This window comes from Pseudoxanthomonas sp. JBR18 (genome assembly GCF_028198165.1).
Classification (GTDB): Bacteria; Pseudomonadota; Gammaproteobacteria; order Xanthomonadales; family Xanthomonadaceae; genus Pseudoxanthomonas_A.
Genome location: NZ_CP116339.1, coordinates 3,382,348 through 3,405,864, shown reverse-complemented (window position 1 = coordinate 3,405,864; position 23,517 = coordinate 3,382,348). Strand labels below are relative to the sequence as shown.

Sequence of the window (23,517 nt, the reverse complement as noted above, 5' to 3'; positions counted from 1 at the left end):
CCAGGAATCCGTCGCGCGCCGCGAGCCTGAACGCCATGTGCCGGCATGTGGCGCTCCAGTGGGAAGCCGCTGAATGCCGCCTGCGTGTTCCCGAGCCTCGCTGCGGCAGCAACGTGGGATGCAGAGGCGTCCTACGGCCCGTTTGGCAAGCTGTCTTGTTTGTCAGTTTTGGTCAACGTCGCGTGCCGGATGAAAAATTCCCGGTGTAATCGAATCGTTAAATACGCGCCAAGCCGCTGTCACGGTCGCATGTCAGGACCGGCCACCGGTGACCACCGCTCGCATCACAACGCGGATCCAATGCGATCCGTGCGGGTGGGCTTTTGTCGAAGAACCTGAAGGCATCTCATGCGCCACGCTCCCTCCTCTTCCCGCTCCCTCAAGCGCAACGCGCTGGCCGCAGCGCTCCTGGGCCTGTGCTTTTCCCAGGCCCCCAGCGCGTTCGCGCAGGCCACCTCCGGCGATATCGTCGGCACCGCGCCCTACGCGGCCGGCGCGCAGATCCAGATCAAAGACCCGAGCTCCGGCATCAGCCGCACCGTGGCGTTGGGCAGCGATGGCCGCTTCCGCGTGCCGGCCCTGCCCACCGGCCACTATCAGGTCACCCTGGTCGAAGACGGCAGCACCGTCTCCACCGGCAGCGCCACTGTGCTGGCCGGTCAGACCGCGCAGGTCAACCTCGGCGATGGCAGCGATGCCACCACGCTGACCACGGTGATGGTCAAGCGCCCGATGGTGATGAACGACATCGACACCAGCAGCGTCGAGTCGCGCACCACCTTCACCGCCGGCCAGCTCAATGAGCTGCCGGTGCCGCGCGACGTCAATGCCGTGGCCGAGCTGACCCCGGGCACCGCCACCGGCAGCGGCTACTTTGGCAGCCTCAACTCGTTTGGCGGCGCGTCGGTGGCGGAGAACAGCTACTACGTCAACGGCATGAACATCACCGACTCCTACGACAACCTGTCCTTCAGCGAGGTGCCTTGGCAGGCGATCGACCAGTTGGACGTGCAGACTGGCGGCTACGGCGCCAAGTACGGCTTCTCCACCGGCGGCGTCACCAGCGTCAACGTCAAGCGCGGCACCAACGAATGGCACGGCGGCATCAGCTGGGATTCGGCCCCGGACGCGCTGGCCGCGCATACCGACAACGAATACTTCGGCGACGGCAGCCTCTATCGCCCGCTCAGCAAGAACCGCTCCAACAGCAACACCTGGGCCCTGTGGGAAGGCGGTCCGCTGATCAAGGACAAGCTGTTCGTCTTTGCCATCGCCCAATACAACAAGACCACCGGCAGCACCTGGGACGGTCGTTCCTCTCCCTCCGGCACCACCGCCAGCCAGAACGACTACAACGAGAGCAAGCCCTACGAACTGGTCAAGTTGGACTGGTTCCTCAACGACAACAACCATCTGGAATTCACCGGCTTCAACAACAGCAGCCGCACCACCTACGACTACAGCAACATCGGCTTCGAGGCCAACAAGGCCTACAAGGACAGCTACAACGGGCAGCTCATCTCCAAGAGCGGTGGCCCGACCGGCATCCTGAAGTGGACCAGCAACCTGGCCGACAACTTCACCATGTCGCTGCAGTACGGCAAGATGAAGACGGTCAGCGAACAGGTCGCGGTGTCGCCGGACGGTTCGCGCTCCACCTACGCCGGCAACATCAACGCGCCGGCCACCGGTTGCCCCTACGTGTCGTACGAATCCGACTATGTCGGCGCGCAGAACAGCTGCTTCCTGGACTCCACGCTGGGCGTGAGCAACGGCTATAGCCAGCGCCAGGACTACCGTGCCGACTTCGACTGGACGCTGGGCGACCATGATCTGAGCTTTGGCTACGACTACAACGACTTCAACGCCAAGCAGGGCGAGTCGTACTCGGGTGGGCATCACTACGACTACACCACCGACAGCGATGGCAACCAGCTCGTGTACGACGACATCTACGCCACCGGCGGCGCGGTGGAGATCAAGCAGAACTCCTGGTACGTGCAGGACCATTGGCACGTGACCGACGACTTCCTGTTGTCGTTGGGCGTGCGCAACGACTCGTTCAAGAACTACAACACCTCCGGCGGCGTGTTCGTCAAGCAGGACAACATCTGGCAGCCGCGCGTGGGCTTCTCCTGGGACATGTTCGGCGACGGCACCAGCCGCCTGTACGGCAACCTGGGCCGCTATGCGCTGCCGATCGCGGCCAACGTCGCCCTGCGTGGGGCCAGCGCTTCGATCTATTCGGAAACCGCCTACAGCTACAGCGGGGTGACCGCCGATGGTTCGCCGATCGATCCGGTGGCCCTGGGCGATACGGTGTACTTCAACGGCGAAAACGGCACCACGCCGTCGGCGTCCTCGGCCGCCAGCAAGGGGCTCAAGCCTTATACGCAGGATGAAGCGATCTTGGGCTTCGAGCACCGTCTGACCAGCGACAATGCCTTCATGGATGGCTGGGTGCTGGGCGCCAAGGGCACCTACCGCGAGATCCACAACGCCATCGACGACAGCTGCTCCTCGCAGGCGCTGTACGACGCGGCCACGGCTGATGGCTATGGCTGGTCCGGCCTGGACAGCGATGGCAATCCGTCTCCGTGGGTCACGCCGGACGGGTCTTCGGGCTGCTGGCTGTACAACCCGGGCAGCTCCTCGACCATCGCGGTGGACGTGGACGGCGACGGCAATCCCGACACGATCACCATGTCGGCCGACTCCCTGGGCCCGAAGGCCAAGCGCACCTACAAGGCGCTGACCCTGAGCGCGCAGAAGGGCACCGACAAGTGGTACGTCAACGCCAGCTACACCTGGTCGCAGAGCAAGGGCAATTACGAGGGACTGGTCAAGTCCAACAACGGCCAGGACGACACCGGCACCACGGCGGACTTCGACTTCGCGCAGATCATGGAAGGCGCCTATGGCTTCCTGCCCAACGACCACATGCACAGCTTCAAGCTGTACGGTGCGTACAAGTTCAGCGATGAGTGGCAGGTCGGTGCCAATCTGCAGGTCCAGTCCGGAGCGCCGATCAGCTGCTTCGGCGGTGGCTACGGCACCCTGGGGACCGAATACGGCTACACCGGCCAGTTCCACTACTGCAACGGCGAGATCAGTGACGAAGGCACGCAGGGCCGCACCCCGTGGACCTTCGAGCTCAGCCCCAACCTGGTCTACAAGCCGGCGGCCATCAAGGGCCTGACCGCGCAGCTGTCGATCCTCAACCTGTTCAACAACGACAAGCCGCTGCAGGTGTACCAGCACTACGAGTCGGTCCAGCAGAACGGCACCACCCACTACGCCACCTATGGCCTGGGTCAGTACTACCAGGAGCCGCGCTACGCCCGGCTGCAGCTGATGTACGAGTGGTAAGCCACACCCCCACGGCCCCGACGGCCTGATGTGGACCAAGACGCCTGGCGCTCACCCGCCAGGCGTTTTCATTTGTCGCGGATGCGTGCACGGGATGCTTTCCAAGGCGCGGACTTGTTTCTAGAGTGGTCCGCATCCCCATGGTGGCGCTTGCCGATGCTCTCCACGCCCTACCCCCGCGACCTCACCGGCTATGGCCGCAATCCACCGCACGCCGACTGGCCCGGTGGCGCGCGGATCGCGGTGCAGTTCGTCCTCAACTACGAGGAAGGTGGCGAGAACAACGTGCTGCATGGCGATGCCGGCTCCGAGCAGTTCCTCTCCGAGATCGTCGGTGCGGCCAGTTACCCGGCGCGGCACATGAGCATGGAGTCGATCTACGAATACGGATCGCGCGTGGGCGTGTGGCGCATTCTGCGCGAGTTCGAGCGGCGTGGCCTGCCGCTGACGGTGTTCGGCGTGGCCATGGCGCTGGAGCGCAACCCGGAGGCGACCGCCGCCTTCGTCGAACTGGGTCACGAGATCGCCAGCCACGGTTGGCGCTGGATCCATTACCAGGACATGGACGAGGCCACCGAACGCGCACACCTGGCGCGCGCCATCGACCTGCATACCCGCCTGACCGGCAGCGCGCCGCTGGGCTGGTACACCGGCCGCGACAGTCCCAACACGCGGCGGCTGGTGGTCGAGCACGGCGGTTTTGCCTACGACGCGGACTATTACGGCGACGACCTGCCGTTCTGGACGCAGGTAGAAACCTCGGGCGGCGAACACAAGCCGCACCTGGTGGTGCCCTACACGCTGGACAGCAACGACATGCGCTTTGCCACGCCGCAGGGCTTCAACACCGCCGATCACTTCTTCACCTACCTGCGCGATAGTTTCGACGTGCTCTACGCCGAGGGCGAGGACACACCGAAGATGCTCTCGATCGGCATGCACTGCCGCCTGCTCGGGCGACCGGGGCGCTTTGTCGCCCTGCAGCGCTTCCTCGACCATCTCGCCCGGCACGACAAGGTCTGGGTGTGCCGGCGCATCGACATCGCCCGGCACTGGCAGCAGCGCCATCCGTTCAAGGCAGAATCCGCATGACTACACTGACCGAACTCAACGCCCTGCCGGAGACGGACTTCATCACCGCGCTGGGCGGCATCTTCGAGCATTCGCCATGGGTGGCCGAAGGCGCGGCGGCGGGTCGCCCCTACGCCGATGTCGCCGCCCTGCACTCAGCGATGTGCGAGGTGGTGGCCAACGCCGGCGAGCCCGCGCAACTGGCCCTGATCCGTGCCCATCCCGAACTGGCCGGCAAGGCCGCCATTGCCGGTGAACTCACCGCTTCCTCGGCCAGCGAACAGCGCGGCGCCGGCCTGGACCAGTGCAGCCCGACCGAATACACCGAGCTGCTGGACCTCAACGCCGCTTATCGGGAACGTTTCGGATTCCCCTTCATCCTGGCCGTGCGCGGTCATACCCGCGCGAGCGTCATCGCCGCCCTGCGCGCCCGCCTGACGCACGAGCGCGGCGAGGAAGTTGCCACCTGCTTGGCGCAGATCGAGCGCATCGCCCTGCTGCGGCTGTGCGACCTGATCGCCGAATAGCGCTCGCACTTCGATTGTGTGTGGGAGCTGCCATGGCGGCGATCGGGCTTTCCCGCGTAAAACCTCATCGCCGCCATGGCGACTCCAACAACAAGAGACACGACAACGGCGCGCATCGCTGCGCGCCGTTTCGCTCAACAAGGGCCGCCTTCCCTGGCAGCCAAGCCCACTCAGTAGCCCAGATCGTTGAGGAAGCGTTGCGTGTACTCCAGCGCGGCAGGGCCGCTATAGGAATTGCAGATCGGCGAGGCGTAGTCCGACGGGGTCGCGCACGGGGTGTCGCGATCCAGCGACCAGTAGTGCACGCCGGCCAGGCCGTTCTGCGCGGCGTAGAGCGAGACGATGTCCACGTCGTTGAGCGTGAAGATCTCATCGGCCGTGTCATTGCGCCCGATCATCGGGGTCAGCTCGATGTGGTCGGCGCTGATGCCGTAGGTGTGCTGCAGGTTCTGCACCGCCTGGATGGCCGACTGCCCCATCTCGCACAGCCCCGAACTCCCCAGCACGCAGTTGGACGCCTGCGCCCGGCCGAAGTCCATGACCATCAGGTTGATGGTGTAGTGCTGCAGCCCAGAGGCCTGGACCGCCCGGATCACACGATCGCCAAGGGCATTCACGCCGCCGTAGCTGCCATCGGAAGCGGCCAGGGTCGCCAGGGTGAACGAGAAGCGCAGGTTCGGATACTGCGATTCGACCGCCTTGACCGCGGCGATCAGCGAATCGGTCTGCGCAGGCGTCTGCCCGCCTTCGATGTCGAAATCCACCCCGACCAGGTGCGGTGAGGCGTAGCGTGACAAGAACGCGTTCATGCCCGCCGCACTGCCGCAGGTGAAGGTCCCCGAGGCGCCGCCGGTGGAGATGATGTAGTTCACCCCGCTGCTGTCCAGCGTGGGGATGTTGGCATTGGCGAAGGCGTTGGCCGAGACCCCGCCCCAGCTTTCGCTGCCGCATTCGCCAGTGGCGAACGCCAGGGTCAGCGTGTCCAGATTGCTCAACTGGGTCGACAGCAGGCTGCCGGCACCGGCGACCGGAATGGCGCTGCCGGTCACCTTGGTCTGCATCACGTTGTTGTTCCAGTTGAGGTTGATGGTGATGTCCTTGTACGGGCTGAAAACGAAGCTCTCGTAGCTCGGATTGGTCGGCGTGCCGCCATTGCCGCCGTCGTCGTCCCCGCCGCCCGTGTCGCCGCCACCATCATCGCCGCCGCCGGAACAGCTGCCCTGCGACGTCCAGGGCTGGCCGGAGCCGGCACCTCCGTTGTGGGTAGCTGGCTCGTCGCCCTGGGTCCACCAGTTGGCCAGATAGTTGATGCCGTTTTCGCTGGCGGTGTTGCCACCGGTATAGACCGTGCCCGCACTCCAGGCCGGCGCGCAGGCGGTCTGGGCATGGGCCGGGGCGATGGGTAGGACCGAAAGCGCGGCTGCGGTGGCCAGACTGCCGATCAGGCTGGTGCATGTGCCTGCGGTGACTACGGACCACAAGGTGGATTTCCTGAGGGTCATCGTCTCTCTCCATTGGGTGGCACGGTGGCGCATGCCCCATGCCGTGACGTAGTTGGCCTGCCGCTCCCGTCGAGGCTCCAGCAGACATCCGGACTGCGTGGCTGCGATGGCCGACGCGTGTCGACGACCGCCACTGCACCGTCCACGAGCGAAGACAACGTTGTCAACGGAGAGAAACTGAAACTGAGTGCACGGTCCCAATGACCACGCGCAAGACCACAAAGGCGTCGGTCGACCCAAGCGATTGACCCACAACGCGCTGCAGACAAGGCGATGCAGGTCTTCAAATGGCGCGATCGAGACCCACCAATGCGCTCTTCCACCGACACGCGATGCGCGCATCGGTCCTGGCGCAAGACAGAAACCGCTTCCCTGTTGCAGCGCCCAGTGAGGGCGCTGGCCCAGGGTCAGCCGCGACTCCAGCCGCGGCGCAAGGAACGCCGTGTGGGGGGCACTGTCGTGCACGGGATGTCCGGGATGGGACACCGCGGCGGACAGCGCTTCAGCTCCGACGGGAAGAAACGAGGGTCGTCGCCACGGCCTCAGGCTGGCCGATGACGCTCCGAGAGCAGCTGAACGGCATCACCCAACGACAGGCCGCGCGCGCGCAACAGCACGGTGAGGTGATAGAGCAGATCCGCGCTCTCGCCGAGCAGTTCCGCATCGTCCTGCGCGACAGCGGCCAGGGCGGTCTCTACGCCCTCCTCGCCCACCTTCTGTGCGATGCGGCGGATCCCACCCTCGAACAATCGGGTGGTGTAGCTGCCTTCCGGACGCTGTGCGTGACGCTGCGCGATCAGGGCGTCGAGTTCACCCAGGAAGGCGATGCCTTCCGTGGGACCCGCCATGGCGGCGATTGGGCTTTCCTGGGAAGGGTCCTTTGCCGCCATGGCGGCTCCCACCACGCCCGGCGCCTCGGGAAAGCAGCTGGGTCGCTGCAGGTGGCAGGTGTACCCATTCGGACGCGCCAGCACCAGCAGGGTGTCGGCGTCGCAGTCGACCTGGATGTCGACCAGATCCAGGAAATGCCCGGAGGTCTCTCCCTTGGTCCACAGGCGCTGCTTGCTGCGGCTGAAGAAGGTCACATGGCCGCACTCGCGCGTGACCTGCAGCGCTTCTGCATTCATGTAACCCAGCATCAGCACGCGCAGGGTGTCGGCGTCCTGCACCACGGCGGGCAGCAGCCCATCGCCCTTGGCCCAGTCCAGTGCTTCGATCTGACTCATGTCGGTTCCTGTTGCGACCGCTCAGGCGGCCTGGCGCACGGCGATGCCGGCCTGGGCCAGTGTGCGCTTGAGATCGGGAATGGCGATGGCACCACTGTGGAAGACGCTGGCGGCCAGCGCCGCGTCCACGTCGGCGTCCTTGAACGCCGCGGTGAAATGCTCCGGTAGGCCCGCGCCGCCGGAGGCCACCAGCGGCACATGGCACAGCGCCCGCGCGGCCTTGAGCTGCTCGATGTCGTAGCCGCGACGCACGCCGTCGCTGTCCATGCAGTTCAGCACGATTTCGCCGGCACCCAGCGCCTGCGCCTGCTCGATCCAATCCAGGGTGCGCAACGTTTCGGCACGGGTCTTTGATGGATCACCGGTATAGCTGCGCACGCGCCATTGGCCATCGTCCTCGCGCACCGAATCGATGCCCACCACCACGCACTGCACGCCGAAGGCCTGGGCCAGCTCGCCGATCAAGGCGGGGCGTTCCAGCGCCGGTGTGTTGATCGAGACCTTGTCCGCGCCGGCGTGCAGCACCGCACGCGCGGTCTCCACGCTGCGGATGCCACCGGCCACGCAGAACGGGATGTCCAGCAGGCGCGAGACCTTCTCCACCCAGCCGTAGTCGACCGAGCGCCCTTCCGGGCTGGCGCCGATGTCGTAGAACACCAGCTCGTCGGCGCCGGCATCGCGATAGCGCAGCGCCAGCTCGGCGATATCGCCCATATCGATGTGGTCGCGGAATTTGACGCCCTTGACCACGCGACCGCCGCGCACATCCAGGCAAGGCACGATGCGCCGGCTCAGCATGAGGCGGCCTCCGCGAAGGCCTGTTCCAGGGTGAAGCGCCCTTCCAGCAATGCACGACCCAGCACGATGCCGCCGCAGCCGGCGGTCTTGGCGGCACTGACGTCGGTCACCGCATGCACGCCGCCGGACGCCTGCACCTGCACCTGCGGCAGCAGCGCGACCAGATGGCGATACAGCGCGAAGTTCGGCCCGGTCAGCATGCCGTCGCGGGCGATGTCGGTGCACAGCAGGTGGGTCATGCCGGCCTGCGCATAGCGGCTGGCCAAGGCATCCAGGGCCACGCCGGAGCCTTCGGTCCAGCCGTGGATCGGCAGCTGCCAGATACCGGCCTCGTCCTGGCGCGCATCCAGCGCCACGGTGATGCGCTCGGCGCCGAACTCGGCCAGCCAGCCCAGCACCTGCTCGGGCGCACGCACCGACAGCGAGCCGACCACCACGCGCGAGGCGCCAGCCTCCAGCAGTGCGACCACGTCATCGCGGCTGCGCACGCCACCGCCGGTCTGCACCTGCAGGCCCGTGGTCGCACGCAACTGCTGCAACAGCGGCGCCAGCGTGTAGCCGCCGGCCCGCGCGGCATCCAGGTCGACCAGGTGCAGCCAATTTGCGCCCTGCGCGGCATAGGCCTGTGCGGCGGCCAGCGGATCGTCGCCGTAAGTGGTTTCGCGGTCGTAATCGCCCTGCGCCAGGCGCACCACGCGTCCGCCGCGCACGTCGATGGCCGGAAAGAGTTGGAAGGAAGGCTTGGAAGACATCAGGCGTCCTACGGGGGTGGCCTCAGGCCAGGCCGTGTTCAATGAAGTTCTGCAGCAGGCGGGCGCCGACCGCGGCCGAGCGCTCAGGATGGAACTGCGCACCCGCCACCCGGCCGCGCTGGATCACCGCGGAAAATTCCTGCCCGTGCGTGGCGCTGCTCAGGCAGTCCTCACTCACCGGCGCGGCGTAGCTGTGCACGAAATAGGCCTGGTCCTGCGCGCCGATCCCGGCAGTGAGCGAAGCCTCACGCCGGGCACTCAGCGTGTTCCAGCCCATGTGCGGCACGCGGATGCCGGGGCTGACAGGCAGCTTGGCGACCTTGCCCGACAGCAGACCCAGGCACGGCGTGCCGTCTTCCTCGGAGTGCTCGAACAGGACCTGCATGCCGACACACACGCCCAACAGCGGCGCCTGCAACGCCTTGATCGTCTCGATGAGCTGCAGCTCGCGCAGCCGGCCCATCACCTGCGCGGCCGCGCCCACGCCCGGCAGGATCACCCGGTCCGCGCTGCGGATCACCTCGGCATCGGTGGTCAGTTCCGCTTCCACGCCCAGGCGGCCCAGCGCATAGCGCACCGAGCCGATATTCGCGCCACCGGCATCGATCATCGCCAGGCGCATCACAGCGCGCCCTTGGTCGAGGGCAGCTCGGAGCCCTCGCGCTTGATCGCCTGGCGCAGGGCGCGGGCCAGCGCCTTGAAGCTGCCTTCGATCTTGTGGTGGTCGTTGTCGCCGCGCACCTGCACGTTGATGTTCACCCCAGCCGAATCGCACAGCGAGCGGAAGAAGTGCTCGACCAGCTCGGTCGGCATATCGCCCACGCGCTCGCGCTGGAAGCTGCCGTCGAACACCAAGTATGGCCGGCCCGAGAAGTCCAGCGCGACCTGCGCGAGCGTCTCGTCCATGGGCAGGGTGAAGCCATAGCGGCCGATGCCACGCTTGTCGCCCAGCGCCTGTTTCAGGGCCTCGCCCAGCGCCAGGGCGGTGTCCTCGATGGTGTGGTGCTCATCGATGTGCAGGTCGCCGGTGGTCTGGATCTCCAGTGCGAAGCCGCCATGCTTGCCGATCTGCTCCAGCATGTGGTCGTAGAATGGCAGGCCGGTGCTGACTTTGGGATCGGCGACCCGGTCCAGGTCGACCTCGACGCGGATGTCGGTTTCCTTGGTTTTACGACGTACGCTCGCCGTGCGCGGCGCATCGGCCAGGGCATGGGCGATGCCAGCCCAGTCCCATCCGCCGCCGAACTGCGCGGTCTTCAACTGGAACCCGCGGATGCCCAGGTTCTCGGCGAAGCGGATGTCGGTCTCGCGGTCGCCGACCATCGCCGAATGATCCAGGTCGATGCCGCGATCGCGCAGGTAGTGCATTACCAAGCCCAGCTCAGGCTTGCGGGTCGGCGCCTTGTCGGCAGGCCAGCTGCAGTCCACCAGCACCTCGCGGAAGCTGATGCCCTGGCTTTCGAAGATTTGCAGCATCAGGTCATTGGGGCCGTCGAAACTCTCGCGCGGATAGCCTTCGGTGCCCAGCCCGTCCTGGTTGGTGACGATGACGAACTGGAAGCCGGCATCGCGCAGCTTGAGCATCGCCGGGATGACGCCCTTGACGAAGCGCAGCTTCTCGTAGGCGTCGATCTGGAAATCGGCCGGCTCCTCGATGAGGGTGCCGTCGCGGTCGACGAACAGGATCTTCTGGCTCATGCGGCCTCCGCCTGTGCGCTCAGGGCCGCCAGCACGCGGGCGTTCTGCTCGGGCGTGCCGATGGTGATGCGCAGCGCGTCGTCCAGCTGCGGCGCGGCGCGCTGGTCGCGTACGACCACGCCGGCAGCCAGCAGCGCACGAAATGCGCGTTCGGCATCGGCGAAGCGCACCAGCAGGAAGTTGGCGTCGGAGCGGTAAACACGGCGCACGCCGGGCAGCGCCGAGAGCGCGGCGGCCAGCCGTGCGCGCTCTTCGATCACGATGGCGATCCGCGCCTGCGTGGCCGCCAGGGCGGATGCGGACAAGCCAGCCACGGCCAGCTCCGCGCACGGCGTGGGCACCGGGTACGGCGCCTGGCAGGCGCGCAGCACCGAGATGAGGCGCGGATCGGCGATCACCACGCCCACCCGGGCCGCGGCCAGCGCGTGCGCCTTGGACAGTGTGCGCAGCACCGCGACTTCCGGATAGCGAGCGCGCAGGCTCAGCGCAGAAGGCGTGTCGGAAAACTCGCCGTAGGCCTCGTCCACCACCACCAGCGCACTGCCCTGCAGCGTCTGCAGCAGGGCTTCGATCTGCGCCAGCGGAATCGACGCGCCGGTCGGGTTTGCCGGCGAGCACAGGAACACCAGCTTGGCGCCCTGCTCCAGCACGGCCTTCGCAATCGCATCGAAATCCGGCGCAAACCCCTCCGGCCCATCGACCAGTGGCGCTTCGATCAGCCGCGCATCCTGCAGGCGCGCACTGACCGCGTACATGCCGAACACCGGCGGCGTGGCGACCACCGCATCGCGCCCGCCCACGCACAGGGTGCGCACCAACAAGTCGATGGCTTCGTCGCTGCCGCGACCGATCAGCAGTTCCTCCGGCGCGCAGCCGTACAGGCCCGACAGCGCGGTCTTCAGCGCGGCGGGCTGCGGATCGGGATAGCGGCGCGAGGTCGCGTTGGCATCGGCAGCATTGCTCCACGCACTTTCGTTGGCGTTGAGCCAGACATCGCCGCGCATGGCCTCGGTGCGGGCCGACTTATAGCCGCCAAAGCCGCGCAGGTCCGGGCGGACCAGGTCGAGCAGGTCACGTGGTTTCAGATCGGGGGCGCTCATCGGGCGGCCTCCTGCAGACGCAGGCGCACGGCGTTGGCGTGGGCCTCCAGGCTTTCGGCCTCGGCCAGGGTCACCGCCGACGGCCCGATGGCCAGGATGCCGGCCGCACTGGCCGACTGCACGCTGACGAAATTCTGGAAGCTGGCCACCGACACGCCGCTGTAGGCGCGCGCCGCGCCGCTGGTGGGCAGCACGTGGTTGGTGCCGCTGCAGTAGTCGCCCAGCGCCTCGGGCGTGTAGTCGCCCAGGAACACCGAGCCGGCCGCCTCCACCTTGTCCAGCCACCGGCGCGCCTCGCGCAGGGCCAGGATCAGGTGCTCGGGCGCATAGCGGTTGCTGATGGCGAAGGCTTCGTCCAGCGACGTGGTCAGCACCAGGCGCGAGGCGCTCAGCGCCCTGCGCGCGATGTCCGCGCGCGGCAGCACGGCCAGCTGCGCCTCGAGCGCGGCTTCCACACGGTCCAGCAGGCCGGCATCGTCAGACAGCAGCAGCACCTGCGAATCCGGGCCGTGCTCGGCCTGCGACAGCAGGTCGGCGGCGACGAAGTCCGCGTTGGCGCCGGCATCGGCGATCACCAGCACTTCGGACGGACCGGCGGGCATGTCAATGGCCGCCGCGCCGCTCTGCGCGACCTGCTGCTTGGCTTCGGTCACGTAGCTGTTGCCCGGGCCGAAGAGCTTGTCGCAGGCCGGCACCGGGCCGGCGCCATACGCCATCGCGGCGATCGCCTGCGCACCGCCGAGGACGAACACGCGGTCCACCCCGGTCAGGCGCGCGGCGACCAGCACCGCGGGATCGGCAGTGCCGTCCTTGCGCGGCGGCGTGCACAGCACCACCTCGCGGCAGCCGGCCAGCCCAGCCGGCACGCCGAGCATCAACGCGGTCGACGGCAGCGGCGCGCTGCCGGCCGGCACGTACAGGCCAACGCGGCCGATGGGGCGAATGATGCGTTCGCAGACCACGCCGGCGGCGGTTTCCACCGCATAAGGCTGGGCCATGCCGGCCTTGTGGAAGGCGGTGATGCGCGCGGCGGCCTCGACCATGGCCTGCCTGAGCGCCGGGTCGATGGCGCGTTCGGCGGCGGCGAATTCGGCCTCGCCCACTTCGAAGGACTCGGGCGCGGCGCCATCGAAGCGCGCGGTGATGGCGCGCAGCGCTTCCAGGCCACCGCTGCGGACCTCGTCGATCAACGCGGCGACGGTGCGGCGCGTCTCGGCCGCGACCGTCTGCGCCGGGCGCTCCAGCGTCTGGGTTTGTGCTTGCGCATCCAGTGCGGCCCAGACGATGCGCTGGACGCTGAGGGATTCGGATTTGAGCGAGGCGTTCATGCCAGCGAGCGCTCCACGGACAGGACCATCAGACCGCGTGCGCCGGCGCGTTCCAGTTCCTCCAACTGCTGCCAGCTTATGGCGGTGTGGCACATGGTCTGCAGCGAGATGCCCTCGGCGTGCTCGCCCGGCAGCTGCACCAGCGGCTCGGCATCGGCCAGCAGGCGGGTCAAGGCCGGCACGGTGTCCGGCGCGGCGCGGAACATCAGCAGCTTGCTGTCCTTGAGCTTGAGCACCCCGTCCATGCGCCGCAGCAGCATGGCCGACAGGTCGGCGCGGGCATCGTCGAACTTGCGCGTCGGCCCGGCCAGCACCGCCTGGCTCTCCAGCAGGGTTTCCACTGGCTTGAGCTGGTTGGCGCGCAGCGTGGCGCCGCTGGACACCAGGTCGCAGATCAGGTCGGCGGTGTCGAGCTTGGGCGCGATCTCCACCGAGCCGGAGAGCTCCACCACCGAGGCGTCCACGCCCTGCGCGGTGAGCCACTGGCGCAGGATCGCCGGATAGCTGGTGGCGATGCGCAGGCCCTGCAGCTGCTGCGGGCCGCTCCACTCCCAGCTCTCCGGGATGGCCAGCATCAGCCGGCAGCCGCCAAAGCCCATGGCGCGCACTTCGCGGTAGGCCTGCGGCAGGCCGATCTCGGCGCGCGCGTTGGCCTGTTCGTCCAGCTCGTTGCGCCCGACGATGCCGTAATCGCATACGCCGTCGGCGATCAGGCCGGGGATGTCGTCATCGCGGACCAGCAGCAGATCCACCGGCAGCGATTCGCCATAACAGAACAGCTTGTCGCGACTCTCGCGCCAACTCAGGCCACACGCGGCGAGCAGGCTGCGCGCCGGTTCGGCCAAACGGCCGGATTTCTGGATGGCGATACGCAGACGATCACGCGTCGCGTTGGCAACGATGGGAGGCATGGCAGGAAACTTCAGTGAGAGGCGGCGGTACGTGTCTGCTGGCGGCGCAGGGCGGCGGCATAGCCACCGGTACCGGTCTCCAGCGTGCGCGCGACGCGCCCGATGGTGGTGACGCTGACCTCGGTCAGCTCGTGGATTTCGCGATATGGCACGCCCTTCAGCAGCAGGGGCACCACGCGCCAGCGGTCGGCCATGGCCTCCAGCTCGGCAGGCGTGCACAAGTCCACCAGGAACGCACGCACCTCCTCCGGCTTGGACAGGCCCGCCAGCGCGCGGGCCAGCGACTGCTGGGCCAAGCTGGCGGTCTTCTCATCGATCTCGGGGCGGCGCTTCATGGATGTCTCAATGTATTAACGCGCTATCACATTAGCACAAGCCGACGCCGCGGACAACTGCGGACCGACACGCCGGATGAATCCCGGCCCGGTCCGCGCTAGGATCGCCCGAGGCACCGGCGCCGCCGGCCCATCTGCGACAAGGAGTCTGTCAATGCGTGCTTTCCGTCCTACCGTGCTTTCGTCCGCGCTGCTGGCGGGGGTGTTACTCAGCCAGGGCGCTGCGGCCCACACTTACGCATCCGAACAGCCCCCTTCATCCAGCGCGCCAACATCGTCACAGCCGCCGCTGGACAGTCGCTCCAGGTTTGAAGCCTGGCTCAGGGCCAACCCCGACAAAGCCGCCCCATTCGATGCTTTCACCGCCGGCGGCAGGGAAAGATTCCTGGGCGGCCTGACATTCACCGAACGTGGCATTTTCTCGGTTGCACCCGAGGACCTGGTCTGGGAGCTGGATCAACAGCAGGCCAAGGCCGTCTTCGATCTGATCGGCCTCGGCGATGACCCAATCGCCACGCGGCTCAGAACCGAGCCTGCGCCCCTCGACTGGCGTGGCGACAAGGAACATCCCAGCGAGATCGACCAGCGCTATACCAAGTACAACGCCCTTGTCGATCAGACCCGCAGAGAAGATTTCCTGCGTCGCGCGCGACACATCGGCGAAATCTATCGAAAGCAGTTCCCCGAGACGCTGATCGCACGTGCCGACGAACTTTCGAAACCGGACCTGCTGATCCTTGCGCGCGCATCGGCCAACGCAGCCACTGGCAGCAGTAGCGAAGCCTCGACCCAGGATCTCTTCACGCTGATTCCGCAACTTGAGCAGCGCGGTCTGGAGAGTCGAGAATTGATACAGGACGCGCAACGCGCGCTGCTGACCAGCGGTCGAATGGACGACGCTCGCGCACTGGCAGCAAAGCATCCCTCGATCGAACTTGAAGCCATTCCCGCCGTGACCACGCCTGTTTCACAGCTCGCGGATGGGCCCGGCTGGTGGCGCCTGTCCGATGACGAGGCGAGCATGACCGCCGAGTCTCCGGATTTGTCCCAGACGCAGATCCTGGTCCTCGCGGGTTGTCACTTTTCCGTGGACGCGGCGCAGGACATCGAAGCCGATCCCGATCTTGGCCCCGTGTTTGCGGCGCATGCGCATTGGCTCGGCCAACCCCCGGGCATCGAAAGCATTGGCGTGTGGAAAGAATGGAATACGAAGTTCCCGAACACGCCGATGCATCTGATCACCAAGCAGAGCGACTGGGACATGTTCCCCGATTGGGACATGCCGACCTATGCCATCGTCAAAGACGGCAAGGTGGTAGACCAGACTGGCGGGTCTTTTCGTGCCGCGCCGGAGAATCGCGTGGCGCTGGTAAAGATGCTCCGCCGCCACGGCCTGATGACCACCGGGGACAAACAGGCCACGCAGGAACCCTGACCTTGGTGCCGTGCGGCGGCGCCCGAGCCGCCGCCCGTCACACGGACAAGGAGCGTCACGCCATGGATGAGCACCACGTCGCCCGCTGCCAACGCTGGCTCGCAAATTTCCCGATGGCCGCCGAGGCCTTCTCGCGCCTGCGTCCGGCCGCGCAGCAACGCTTCCTCATGCAGCTGCAGTTCGAGGGCGACCAGCTCGCAGGCTTCAGCCTGGATGAACTGCACCATGTGCTGCCCGAAGCCGCGATGCAGGACCTGCTCCGGCAGATCCTCTTTTCGGTGACACCCGTGGAACAGCATTCAACCTTGGAACAGACGCTCGCCGAGCAGTCCACCCGCCCTCATCGCCATGCCAGCCAGACCCGCGGATCCTTCCTCTTCACCCGGGAAGCACCGAACGACGGGCCTGAGCCGGCAGGCCCGCTCGACAACCTCATCATCGACGGCGTCCAGGCGTCGCCCTGGGACATGCAGACGCTGCGCCAGTTGCACAAGGAGAATCTGCTGGCGGCCTTCGTCGCCGCCTGCCACATGGAGATGGACTGCGTTTTCACCGGTGGCGATCGACGCCCGCTGCTGTTCAATGCGCTGGCCGCGATCGAAGCACGCCGCATGGCCACGCCTGCGCGCCTGCGCATGGCCCAATGCGCCCTCCTGCGCGCTGGCTGCGCAGAGCAGGCCCGGGAGCTGAGTGCGCGACACCCTAAGGCCGGGCTCCCTATCCTCCCGCGCCTGCGCGATGCACGCACAGCGCATCGGGCTCCCAGCGCCTGGAGGCCCATCGTCGAGGCGGGTGAACAGATATTGCAGCGCGAAAACCTCGACCTGGCTGCGCGCCGGTGGTGGATCTGTGCGGCCATTACCTCTTCCGCAGAGGCCGAAGCGCTCGCGCTGATGCTGCACGCGCCGCAATGGCAGCCGGCACTCCGACACTTCGGCGGCTGGCTGACGTTGCCGCTTGGCGGCGAGCCCCTCGATGCACGCGCGCCCTGGGATCTGCGTCATCCCAGGACGCCTGCATGGCCGATCGGAGACCGCTCCGACCTGTCGCTGAACGACTGGTATCACCCCATCCTGCTGGTGATCGAAAACGGCGAGGTGCTGGAGCAGGCGCAGCATTGGCCAGATGCCGCCGAAGCCCTGACCGCCCTCCTGCAGCGTCATGACTTGCCTTGAACGTCCGCGCGACGCACACCTTGTGGCAGCCAGAACAAAGAGGGCGCCCATCGGCGCCCTCTTGTTTCTCAACGTCAGTCCAAGCTAGCGCCCCGCCAGCGCGCTGACCTGCGCCAGCTCCACGCGCAGCGTGGTGGCCAGTTCGTCGCGCGGCACTTCGAACTGCTGTTCGCGCATCAGGTCCTTGACCGTGACCACGCCGCGCGCCAGTTCGTCCTCGCCGGCCAGGGCGACGAAGCGGATGCCGGCACGCGAGGCGTACTGGAACTGCTTGCCGAGCTTCTTCGGCTCCATCTGCACTTCGGTGTTGATGCCACCGGCGCGCAGGCGCTGGGCGATGTCCAGCGACTCGGGCAGCTGGGATTCGTCCATCAGGGCCACCAGCGCCTGCACGCTGCTGACCTCGGCATCGACCAGCAGGCCGGCCTCGCGCAGCTGCCAGAACAGCCGGGTCAGGCCGATGGAGATGCCCACGCCCGGCAGCTTGGACTTGCTGTAGTGGCTGGCCAGGTTCTCGTAGCGGCCACCCGAACAGATCGAGCCGATCTGCGGGTAGTCGTTGAGTTGGGTCTCGTAGACCGTGCCGGTGTAGTAGTCCAGGCCACGGGCGATGGAGAAGTTCAGGCAGTAGGCGCTTTCCGGCACACCCAGGGCTTGGACCAGAGTCAGCACCTCGCGCAGCTCGGCGATGCCTTCGTTGAAGCCCTCGCTGCCCTGCCCCAACCTGTCCAGCTGGGCCAGCGCATCTGCATGGCCGCTGGAACGCACCGCAACGAAGGCCAGAATCTGCTCCACCACGCCGGCAGACAGGCCGAAGCCTTCGCCGGTCAGCGTCTCGCGCACGTAGTCCGGGCCGCGCTTGTCGAGCTTGTCGACCTCGCGCAGCACCAGCATCTGTTGCTCGCCGTCGGCCACGCCCAGATTCTCGAAGAACCCGCGCATCAGCTTGCGATTGTTGAGCTGCACGGTGAACGCACCGATCTGCAGCTCGGAGAACACCGCGTGGATCACCGCCAGGATCTCCGCGTCGAAGCGGATGCTCAGGCCGTCCTTGCCGATCACATCGATGTCGCACTGGTAGAACTCGCGGAAGCGACCACGCTGGGCGCGCTCACCGCGGTACACGCGCTGCATCTGGTAACGACGGAACGGGAAGGCCAGCGCGTGTTCGTGCTCGGCCACGTAGCGCGCCAGCGGCACGGTCAGGTCGAAGCGCAGCGCCAGCTCGGGCAGGCCCTCGTTGTCCTGCTGCAGGGCGCCGGTGGACTGGGCGAAATACACCTGGCGCTCGGTCTCGCCGCCGGACTTGGTCAGCAGCACCTCGGACAGCTCGAACACCGGCGTTTCCACCGGCAGGAAGCCGAACCGCTCGTAGTTGCGGCGGATCGTGTCCAGCATGCGCTGGAAGGCGATCTGGTCACGGGGCAGCAGCTCCATGACCCCCGGTGGGGTGCGCGGCTTGATCAAGCGGGTGACTCCAGACATGCAAAGGGGGGCGCATATTCTAGCGTTGGCGCGGGCTGCGGCGCCCGGCCGGCCAGGCTCGGCCGGGGCGCGGCAGGAAAAGTGAAAATTCTTCTTGCCCTCCCCGTCTGCGTTCCCTAAAATGCGCGGCTCCTTCGGGGTGTAGCTCAGTCTGGTAGAGCGCTACGTTCGGGACGTAGAGGTCGCAGGTTCGAATCCTGTCTCCCCGACCAGCTTTTCAAGCTGGTCGGGACTGAAAAAACCGGCCATTGGCCGGTTTTTTTGTGTCCGCACGCCAGACGATCCACGCCGTCGCGGCCACGCGCCTGCCCTTCCACGCCCAGATGCGACAAAGCCGGCGCCCCTGCAGGCACCGGCTTTGCAGCACGCCCGGCCTGCGCCGGGGCTTGGTCAACCTTCGCGCAGACCGAAGCCTGCGCCACGCGCCAGCGTGTCGAAGCCCGGGAACGAGGTCGCCACGTTGGCGATATCGAGCACCACCACCTCCCCGGTGGACAGTTGCCCGGCGATGCAGAAGGCCATGGCGATGCGATGGTCACCGTGGCTTTCGATGATGCCGCCGCCGATCGGACCGCCGTGGATGGTGGCTCCGTCCGGGGTCTCGTCCACCTGCACGCCCAAGCTGCGCAGGCCGGTGGCCATGGCGGCCAGGCGATCGGATTCCTTGACCCGCAGTTCGGCCGCGCCACTGACGATGGTCTGGCCCTGCGCGGCAGCGGCGGCAACGAACAGCGCCGGGAACTCGTCGATCATGTCCGGCACCACGCTTTCGGGGATGCGCGCACCCTTGAGCACGGCATGGCGCACGCGCAGGTCGGCCACCGGCTCGCCGCCGTGCTCGGCCGGGTTGAGCACCTCAATGTCCGCGCCCATGAGGCGCAGCGCTTCGAGCAGGCCGGTGCGACGCGGGTTGAGGCCCACCGCCTTCAGGGTGACGTCCGAGCCGGGGATGAGGCTGGCCGCGACGATGAAGAACGCCGCCGAGGAAAAATCCGCCGGCACCGCGATGTCGGTCGCACGCAGGCGCTGGCCACCGCGCAGCTTGGCGTAGCCGGGCGAGAAGTCGATTTCCACGCCAAACGCCGAGAGCATGCGCTCGGTGTAGTCGCGGGTCGGATGCGGTTCGCGCACGGTGGTCTCGCCCTGCGCGTACAGGCCGGCCAGCAGCAGGCAGGACTTGACCTGCGCGCTGGCCACCGGCGAGGTGAAGTCGATTCCGGTCAGCGCCTGCCCGCCGTGGATGCGCAGCGGCGGGGTGCCGTCATCGCACGTGTCGATCTTCGCGCCCATCTGCGCCAGCGGCCCGGTCACCCGCCGCATCGGCCGCTTGGACAGCGACGCATCGCCAATCAGCGTGCTGTCGAAAGGCTGCGCCGCAAGCAGGCCGGCCAGCAGGCGCATGCCGGTGCCGGCATTGCCGCAGTCCAACGCGGCACTCGGCGCCTTCAGCCCATCCACCCCCACGCCGCGCACGATGCGCGTGGACGGCGACGGCGTTTCGATCCGCACGCCCAACTGGGAGAAGATCGCCGCGGTCGCGCGCGTGTCCTCGCCTTCCAGAAAGCCCTCGATGCGCGAGGTGCCGTCCGCCAGCGCGGCGAACATCACCGAGCGGTGCGACACCGACTTGTCTCCGGGGATGGCCAGCGCGCCCTGCAGCGCCGAGCCAGTGTGAGCGATCCAGGATTGCGAAGTCATCGTGTTGTCCATCCAGCGGCCCTGCCGCGTTGTGCATCGAATGCGTGGTTGATCTTGATTTGGTTGTTGTTGCTGCTGTTGCTTTTGCTTTCCGCTGTTGCTCTTGCTTGTCGCTGCTGCTTATTGGCTTTCCCTGCCCCATCCGCAGCGGCGGCGCTGGCGGGTCAAACCCGCAGGGCGACGTGCATGGATGCACGTCGTGTCCGGTCGCGGCATGGAAGCCGCGTCCGGACATTCCCGCCAGCGTTGCGAACCCGGAGCGCAGCGGAGGGCACGAGGACGGGTGTGTTTCTTTTGGTCACTTTTCTTTGCACAAGCAAAGAAAAGTGACTCATGCTTCGAAGAAGCGCGAAAGCTTCGCTGCTTTTGTTTAGAAGCAAGCAAAAGCCCCCCTTCCTGACCTCCGGGCATCCTTCCCCCGCATGCGGGGGAAGGAGGAGTCATGTGCGTACCGAACCCTCATCCGCCCCTCCGGGGCACCTTCTCCCGGAGGGAGAAGGAAAAACAACTAAGGCACCGCCACCGGATACGACCCCAGCACCTTGATCTGCGCCGAGTGCGCTTCCAGCTCCGCCAGCGCCGCCTTCATCGACTCGTCCTCCACATGCCCGGCCAGGTCGATGAAGAACCCGTACTCCCACTTGGCATGGTGCGAAGGCCGCGACTCGATGCGGTTCATGCTGATGCCGTGGCGCGCGAACGGGCTGAGCACATCGAACAGCGCGCCGGGCTTGTCGTGAATGAACACCAGCACCGAGGTGCGGTCGTGACCGGACGGCGGGAAGATCTTGCGGCCCACCACCAAGAAGCGCGTGGTGTTGTCCTTGTCGTCCTGGATCGGCCCGGTCACGACCTTTTTCAGGCTGTAGGCGTGGACCGCGCTTTCGCCACCGATCGCCGCGGCATCGTCGCTGTTGCGCGCACGGCGCGCGCCTTCGGCGTTGCTGGACACCGGCACCTTCTCAGCCTTGGGCAGGTTGGAGCGCAACCAGCCAGCGGTCTGCATGAACGACTGCGGATGGGCGTAGATGCGCTCGATGTCCTCCAGGCGCCCACTGCGCGACATCAGGAACTGCTGCACGCGCAGCTCGACCTCACCGCAGATCTTCAGGTTGGAGGTCAGGAACATATCCAGCGTGATCTGGATCGTGCCCTGCCCGGAGTTCTCCACCGGCACCACGCCGAAGTCGGCGTTGCCGCTTTCCACTTCCTGGAAGACCTCCTCGATGCTCGCCATCGGCACGCCCAGCGCCGAGCGGCCGAAGTGCTTGAGCACGGCCTGCTGGCTGAAGGTGCCCTCCGGGCCGAGATAGCCGATCTTGAGCGGCTCCTGCTGGGCCAAGCAGGCGGACATGATCTCGCGGAAGACATGCACCAGCACCTCGTCGGAGAGCGGGCCTTCGTTGCGGTCCACCACCATGCGCAGCACCTGCGCCTCGCGCTCGGGGCGGTAGTAATCCACCGCTGCGGCCAGCTTGCCCTTGGCCTTGCCGACCTGCAGGGCGAAGCCGGCGCGCTCGGCGATCAGCGACTGGATCTGGCGGTCGATGCCGTCGATCTTGGCGCGCACGTCCGACAGCACCAGCGGCGGCGCGGTCGGCTTGGCGGCCTTGCCCTTGGCCGGCTTGGCGACCGACACGGACTTGGCTGCTGCCGGCTTGGGAGTTTTCTTGGTCATTCGCGAAGATCCATGAAGCGATGTTTCTATCGTGGGAGCCGCCATGGCGGCGATGTCCCCTGCCTCCGTAGAGCCGAGCTTGCTCGGCCAGGGCCCTCACCGGGAGAGCGACCGCCGAGCGAGCTCGGCGCTACAGAGCATGGAGGTTCAACCGTTGCGCTGCTGGAAGTCGCGCATGAAGTCCACCAGCGCCTGCGCGCCTTCCACCGGCAATGCGTTGTACAGCGAGGCCCGCAGTCCACCGACGGCCTTGTGGCCCTTCAGGCCCATCAGCCCGGCCGCCTTGGACTCGGCCACGAAGCGCGCGGTCAGCGTCTCGTCGGGCACAAAGAAGGGAATGTTCATGCGCGAGCGCGCCGCCGGCACCACCGCGTTACGGTAGAAGCCGCCAGAGCCGTCGATGGCGTCATAGACCAGCTGCGACTTGGCCGCACTGCGACGGGCGAATTCAGCCACGCCGCCCTGGTCGAGCATCCAGCGGAACATCAGCCCGGTCAGGTACCAGTTCCAGGTCGGCGGCGTGTTGAGCATCGAGTCGCGCGCCAGGTGCGAGGCGTAGTTGAAGATGTCCGCGCGCGGCTGGCCGGCGCGCTCCAGCAGGTCGCGGCGCACGATGACCACGGCTACACCGACCGGGCCCAGGTTCTTCTGCGCGCCGGCGTAGACCACCCCGTACTTCGACACCTCGATCGGCTCGGAGGCGATCGAGGAGGAGAAGTCGGCGAACAGCGGCACGGCGCCCACCTCCGGCGTCTCGCGGAACTCCACGCCGTGGATGGTCTCGTTGGCGGTGATGTGGACATAGGCCGCATCGTTCGAGAGCTGCCAGTCACGACGCGGCGGGATGTCAGTGAAGCCGCTGGCCTCGCTGGTGGCGGCCACATGCACGTTGACGTAGTCCTTGACCTGCTTGATCGCGGTCTTGCCCCAGTGGCCACTGACCACGTAGTCCACGGTCTGGCCAGGCGCAGCGAAGTTCAGCGCCAGCAGCGCCTGCTGGGTCGTGGCGCCACCGGCCAGGAACAGCACGCCGTAATCGTCGGGGATGCTGAGCAGGCTGCGAAGATCGGCCTCGGCGCGCGCGGCGACCTCCATGAACTCGGCGCTGCGGTGGCTGATCTCCACGATCGAGGCGCCCACGCCGTTCCATTCCAGCATTTCGGACTGCGCGTGGCGCAGGACGGCTTCGGGCAGTGCCGCAGGGCCGGCGCTGAAGTTGTGGACGCGGGACATGGCAGCCTCTTCCTGGGGGCGCATAGTATGCCGCAGGCTGAATCAGCAAGTGCCCCACCATGCATCCACGTTGACGCGATCTGCGTAAGGAGCATGAAACCCGGCGCAATGAGCATGGACAGGCGCACCAATCCCTGGAATTTTTGGTCCTGTCGCGCGTCTTATTGGTTGCCAATGTGACTTTCAAGCAGGAGAA

Annotated in this window: 20 protein-coding genes and 1 tRNA gene; 7 read left to right on the top strand and 14 right to left on the bottom strand. The window is 66.9% G+C overall.

Features of this window, described 5'->3' with window-relative positions; translation table 11 throughout:
• Window positions 1-348 precede the first annotated feature (348 nt).
• From PJ250_RS15380 to uraD, 3 genes are all read left to right on the top strand, one after another.
• Window positions 349-3,369 carry a TonB-dependent receptor gene (locus PJ250_RS15380; protein WP_271645434.1) on the top strand — a complete coding sequence of 1,007 codons (3,021 nt, stop codon included), beginning with the start codon at window positions 349-351 and terminating at the stop codon, window positions 3,367-3,369.
• Between the two features lie 156 nt (window positions 3,370-3,525).
• Window positions 3,526-4,461 (top strand): allantoinase PuuE, encoded by a 936-nt coding sequence (gene puuE, locus PJ250_RS15375; protein WP_271645433.1) that lies wholly within the window; start codon window positions 3,526-3,528, stop codon window positions 4,459-4,461.
• Complete coding sequence (uraD, locus tag PJ250_RS15370) at window positions 4,458-4,967, top strand: 2-oxo-4-hydroxy-4-carboxy-5-ureidoimidazoline decarboxylase (protein WP_271645432.1); 510 nt, start codon at window positions 4,458-4,460, stop codon at window positions 4,965-4,967. The genes puuE and uraD overlap by 4 nt, the downstream gene beginning before the upstream one ends.
• A gap of 170 nt (window positions 4,968-5,137) precedes the next feature.
• Here uraD and PJ250_RS15365 read toward each other — a convergent pair whose 3' ends face one another.
• The 10 genes from PJ250_RS15365 to PJ250_RS15320 form a co-directional block, all read right to left on the bottom strand.
• Window positions 5,138-6,469, bottom strand: coding sequence for a carbohydrate-binding protein (locus tag PJ250_RS15365; protein WP_271645431.1), 1,332 nt, complete (start codon window positions 6,467-6,469; stop codon window positions 5,138-5,140).
• Between the two features lie 542 nt (window positions 6,470-7,011).
• Entirely contained in the window at window positions 7,012-7,695 is a 684-nt protein-coding gene (gene hisIE, locus PJ250_RS15360; RefSeq protein WP_271645430.1) for a bifunctional phosphoribosyl-AMP cyclohydrolase/phosphoribosyl-ATP diphosphatase HisIE, read from the bottom strand.
• Between the two features lie 21 nt (window positions 7,696-7,716).
• Complete coding sequence (hisF, locus tag PJ250_RS15355; protein WP_271645429.1) at window positions 7,717-8,493, bottom strand: imidazole glycerol phosphate synthase subunit HisF; 777 nt, start codon at window positions 8,491-8,493, stop codon at window positions 7,717-7,719.
• Window positions 8,487-9,245, bottom strand: a complete 759-nt coding sequence (gene hisA / locus PJ250_RS15350; protein ID WP_271645428.1) for a 1-(5-phosphoribosyl)-5-[(5-phosphoribosylamino)methylideneamino]imidazole-4-carboxamide isomerase — start codon at window positions 9,243-9,245, stop codon at window positions 8,487-8,489. The genes hisF and hisA overlap by 7 nt, the downstream gene beginning before the upstream one ends.
• Window positions 9,246-9,267: 22 nt before the next feature.
• Window positions 9,268-9,867 carry an imidazole glycerol phosphate synthase subunit HisH gene (hisH, locus tag PJ250_RS15345; protein ID WP_271645427.1) on the bottom strand — a complete coding sequence of 200 codons (600 nt, stop codon included), beginning with the start codon at window positions 9,865-9,867 and terminating at the stop codon, window positions 9,268-9,270.
• Window positions 9,867-10,943 (bottom strand): bifunctional histidinol-phosphatase/imidazoleglycerol-phosphate dehydratase HisB, encoded by a 1,077-nt coding sequence (hisB, locus tag PJ250_RS15340; protein WP_271645426.1) that lies wholly within the window; start codon window positions 10,941-10,943, stop codon window positions 9,867-9,869. Before hisB ends, hisH begins: the two co-directional genes overlap by 1 nt.
• Entirely contained in the window at window positions 10,940-12,043 is a 1,104-nt protein-coding gene (gene hisC, locus PJ250_RS15335; RefSeq protein ID WP_271645425.1) for a histidinol-phosphate transaminase, read from the bottom strand. The genes hisB and hisC overlap by 4 nt, the downstream gene beginning before the upstream one ends.
• Window positions 12,040-13,371 (bottom strand): histidinol dehydrogenase, encoded by a 1,332-nt coding sequence (hisD, locus tag PJ250_RS15330; RefSeq protein ID WP_271645424.1) that lies wholly within the window; start codon window positions 13,369-13,371, stop codon window positions 12,040-12,042. The genes hisC and hisD overlap by 4 nt, the downstream gene beginning before the upstream one ends.
• Complete coding sequence (hisG, locus tag PJ250_RS15325; protein WP_271645423.1) at window positions 13,368-14,282, bottom strand: ATP phosphoribosyltransferase; 915 nt, start codon at window positions 14,280-14,282, stop codon at window positions 13,368-13,370. The genes hisD and hisG overlap by 4 nt, the downstream gene beginning before the upstream one ends.
• An 11-nt stretch (window positions 14,283-14,293) precedes the next feature.
• The gene (locus PJ250_RS15320) at window positions 14,294-14,617 is read right to left on the bottom strand and encodes a YerC/YecD family TrpR-related protein (RefSeq protein WP_271645422.1); all 324 of its coding nucleotides are present in this window, start codon (window positions 14,615-14,617) and stop codon (window positions 14,294-14,296) included.
• A 154-nt stretch (window positions 14,618-14,771) separates the two neighbouring features.
• Between PJ250_RS15320 and PJ250_RS15315 the strand changes: the two genes are divergently transcribed.
• Both PJ250_RS15315 and PJ250_RS15310 read left to right on the top strand, forming a co-directional pair.
• The gene (locus PJ250_RS15315; RefSeq protein WP_271645421.1) at window positions 14,772-16,052 is read left to right on the top strand and encodes a hypothetical protein; all 1,281 of its coding nucleotides are present in this window, start codon (window positions 14,772-14,774) and stop codon (window positions 16,050-16,052) included.
• 62 nt (window positions 16,053-16,114) lie between these two features.
• Window positions 16,115-17,227 carry a hypothetical protein gene (locus PJ250_RS15310; RefSeq protein ID WP_271645420.1) on the top strand — a complete coding sequence of 371 codons (1,113 nt, stop codon included), beginning with the start codon at window positions 16,115-16,117 and terminating at the stop codon, window positions 17,225-17,227.
• A gap of 84 nt (window positions 17,228-17,311) precedes the next feature.
• Here the strand turns inward: PJ250_RS15310 and hisS are convergent, their stop codons facing one another.
• Window positions 17,312-18,694, bottom strand: coding sequence for a histidine--tRNA ligase (gene hisS, locus PJ250_RS15305; RefSeq protein ID WP_271645419.1), 1,383 nt, complete (start codon window positions 18,692-18,694; stop codon window positions 17,312-17,314).
• A 153-nt stretch (window positions 18,695-18,847) separates the two neighbouring features.
• Here hisS and PJ250_RS15300 point away from each other — a divergent pair.
• Window positions 18,848-18,924 (top strand) — tRNA-Pro (locus PJ250_RS15300).
• Between the two features lie 178 nt (window positions 18,925-19,102).
• Here the strand turns inward: PJ250_RS15300 and aroA are convergent.
• On the bottom strand, window positions 19,103-20,410 hold the full coding sequence (gene aroA / locus PJ250_RS15295) for a 3-phosphoshikimate 1-carboxyvinyltransferase (RefSeq protein ID WP_271645418.1): 1,308 nt from the start codon (window positions 20,408-20,410) through the stop codon (window positions 19,103-19,105).
• Window positions 20,411-20,454: 44 nt separating this feature from the next.
• On the opposite strand from aroA, the gene PJ250_RS15290 reads away from it, so the two are divergent.
• Complete coding sequence (locus tag PJ250_RS15290) at window positions 20,455-20,784, top strand: hypothetical protein (protein ID WP_271645417.1); 330 nt, start codon at window positions 20,455-20,457, stop codon at window positions 20,782-20,784.
• 134 nt (window positions 20,785-20,918) lie between these two features.
• On the opposite strand, the gene pheA is transcribed toward PJ250_RS15290, so the two are convergent.
• Window positions 20,919-22,088 (bottom strand): prephenate dehydratase, encoded by a 1,170-nt coding sequence (gene pheA / locus PJ250_RS15285; protein WP_271645416.1) that lies wholly within the window; start codon window positions 22,086-22,088, stop codon window positions 20,919-20,921.
• Between the two features lie 147 nt (window positions 22,089-22,235).
• Entirely contained in the window at window positions 22,236-23,321 is a 1,086-nt protein-coding gene (gene serC / locus PJ250_RS15280) for a phosphoserine transaminase (RefSeq protein ID WP_271645415.1), read from the bottom strand.
• Window positions 23,322-23,517: the final 196 nt, after the last annotated feature.

Coding starts and splice junctions, on each gene's coding strand:
- PJ250_RS15380 (WP_271645434.1), top strand. CDS start 349: ATGCGCCACGCTCCCTCCTCTTCCCGCTCCCTCAAGCGCAACGCGCTG.
- puuE (WP_271645433.1), top strand. CDS start 3,526: ATGCTCTCCACGCCCTACCCCCGCGACCTCACCGGCTATGGCCGCAAT.
- uraD (WP_271645432.1), top strand. CDS start 4,458: ATGACTACACTGACCGAACTCAACGCCCTGCCGGAGACGGACTTCATC.
- PJ250_RS15365 (WP_271645431.1), bottom strand. CDS start 6,469: ATGACCCTCAGGAAATCCACCTTGTGGTCCGTAGTCACCGCAGGCACA.
- hisIE (WP_271645430.1), bottom strand. CDS start 7,695: ATGAGTCAGATCGAAGCACTGGACTGGGCCAAGGGCGATGGGCTGCTG.
- hisF (WP_271645429.1), bottom strand. CDS start 8,493: ATGCTGAGCCGGCGCATCGTGCCTTGCCTGGATGTGCGCGGCGGTCGC.
- hisA (WP_271645428.1), bottom strand. CDS start 9,245: ATGTCTTCCAAGCCTTCCTTCCAACTCTTTCCGGCCATCGACGTGCGC.
- hisH (WP_271645427.1), bottom strand. CDS start 9,867: ATGCGCCTGGCGATGATCGATGCCGGTGGCGCGAATATCGGCTCGGTG.
- hisB (WP_271645426.1), bottom strand. CDS start 10,943: ATGAGCCAGAAGATCCTGTTCGTCGACCGCGACGGCACCCTCATCGAG.
- hisC (WP_271645425.1), bottom strand. CDS start 12,043: ATGAGCGCCCCCGATCTGAAACCACGTGACCTGCTCGACCTGGTCCGC.
- hisD (WP_271645424.1), bottom strand. CDS start 13,371: ATGAACGCCTCGCTCAAATCCGAATCCCTCAGCGTCCAGCGCATCGTC.
- hisG (WP_271645423.1), bottom strand. CDS start 14,282: ATGCCTCCCATCGTTGCCAACGCGACGCGTGATCGTCTGCGTATCGCC.
- PJ250_RS15320 (WP_271645422.1), bottom strand. CDS start 14,617: ATGAAGCGCCGCCCCGAGATCGATGAGAAGACCGCCAGCTTGGCCCAG.
- PJ250_RS15315 (WP_271645421.1), top strand. CDS start 14,772: ATGCGTGCTTTCCGTCCTACCGTGCTTTCGTCCGCGCTGCTGGCGGGG.
- PJ250_RS15310 (WP_271645420.1), top strand. CDS start 16,115: ATGGATGAGCACCACGTCGCCCGCTGCCAACGCTGGCTCGCAAATTTC.
- aroA (WP_271645418.1), bottom strand. CDS start 20,410: ATGACTTCGCAATCCTGGATCGCTCACACTGGCTCGGCGCTGCAGGGC.
- pheA (WP_271645416.1), bottom strand. CDS start 22,088: ATGACCAAGAAAACTCCCAAGCCGGCAGCAGCCAAGTCCGTGTCGGTC.
- serC (WP_271645415.1), bottom strand. CDS start 23,321: ATGTCCCGCGTCCACAACTTCAGCGCCGGCCCTGCGGCACTGCCCGAA.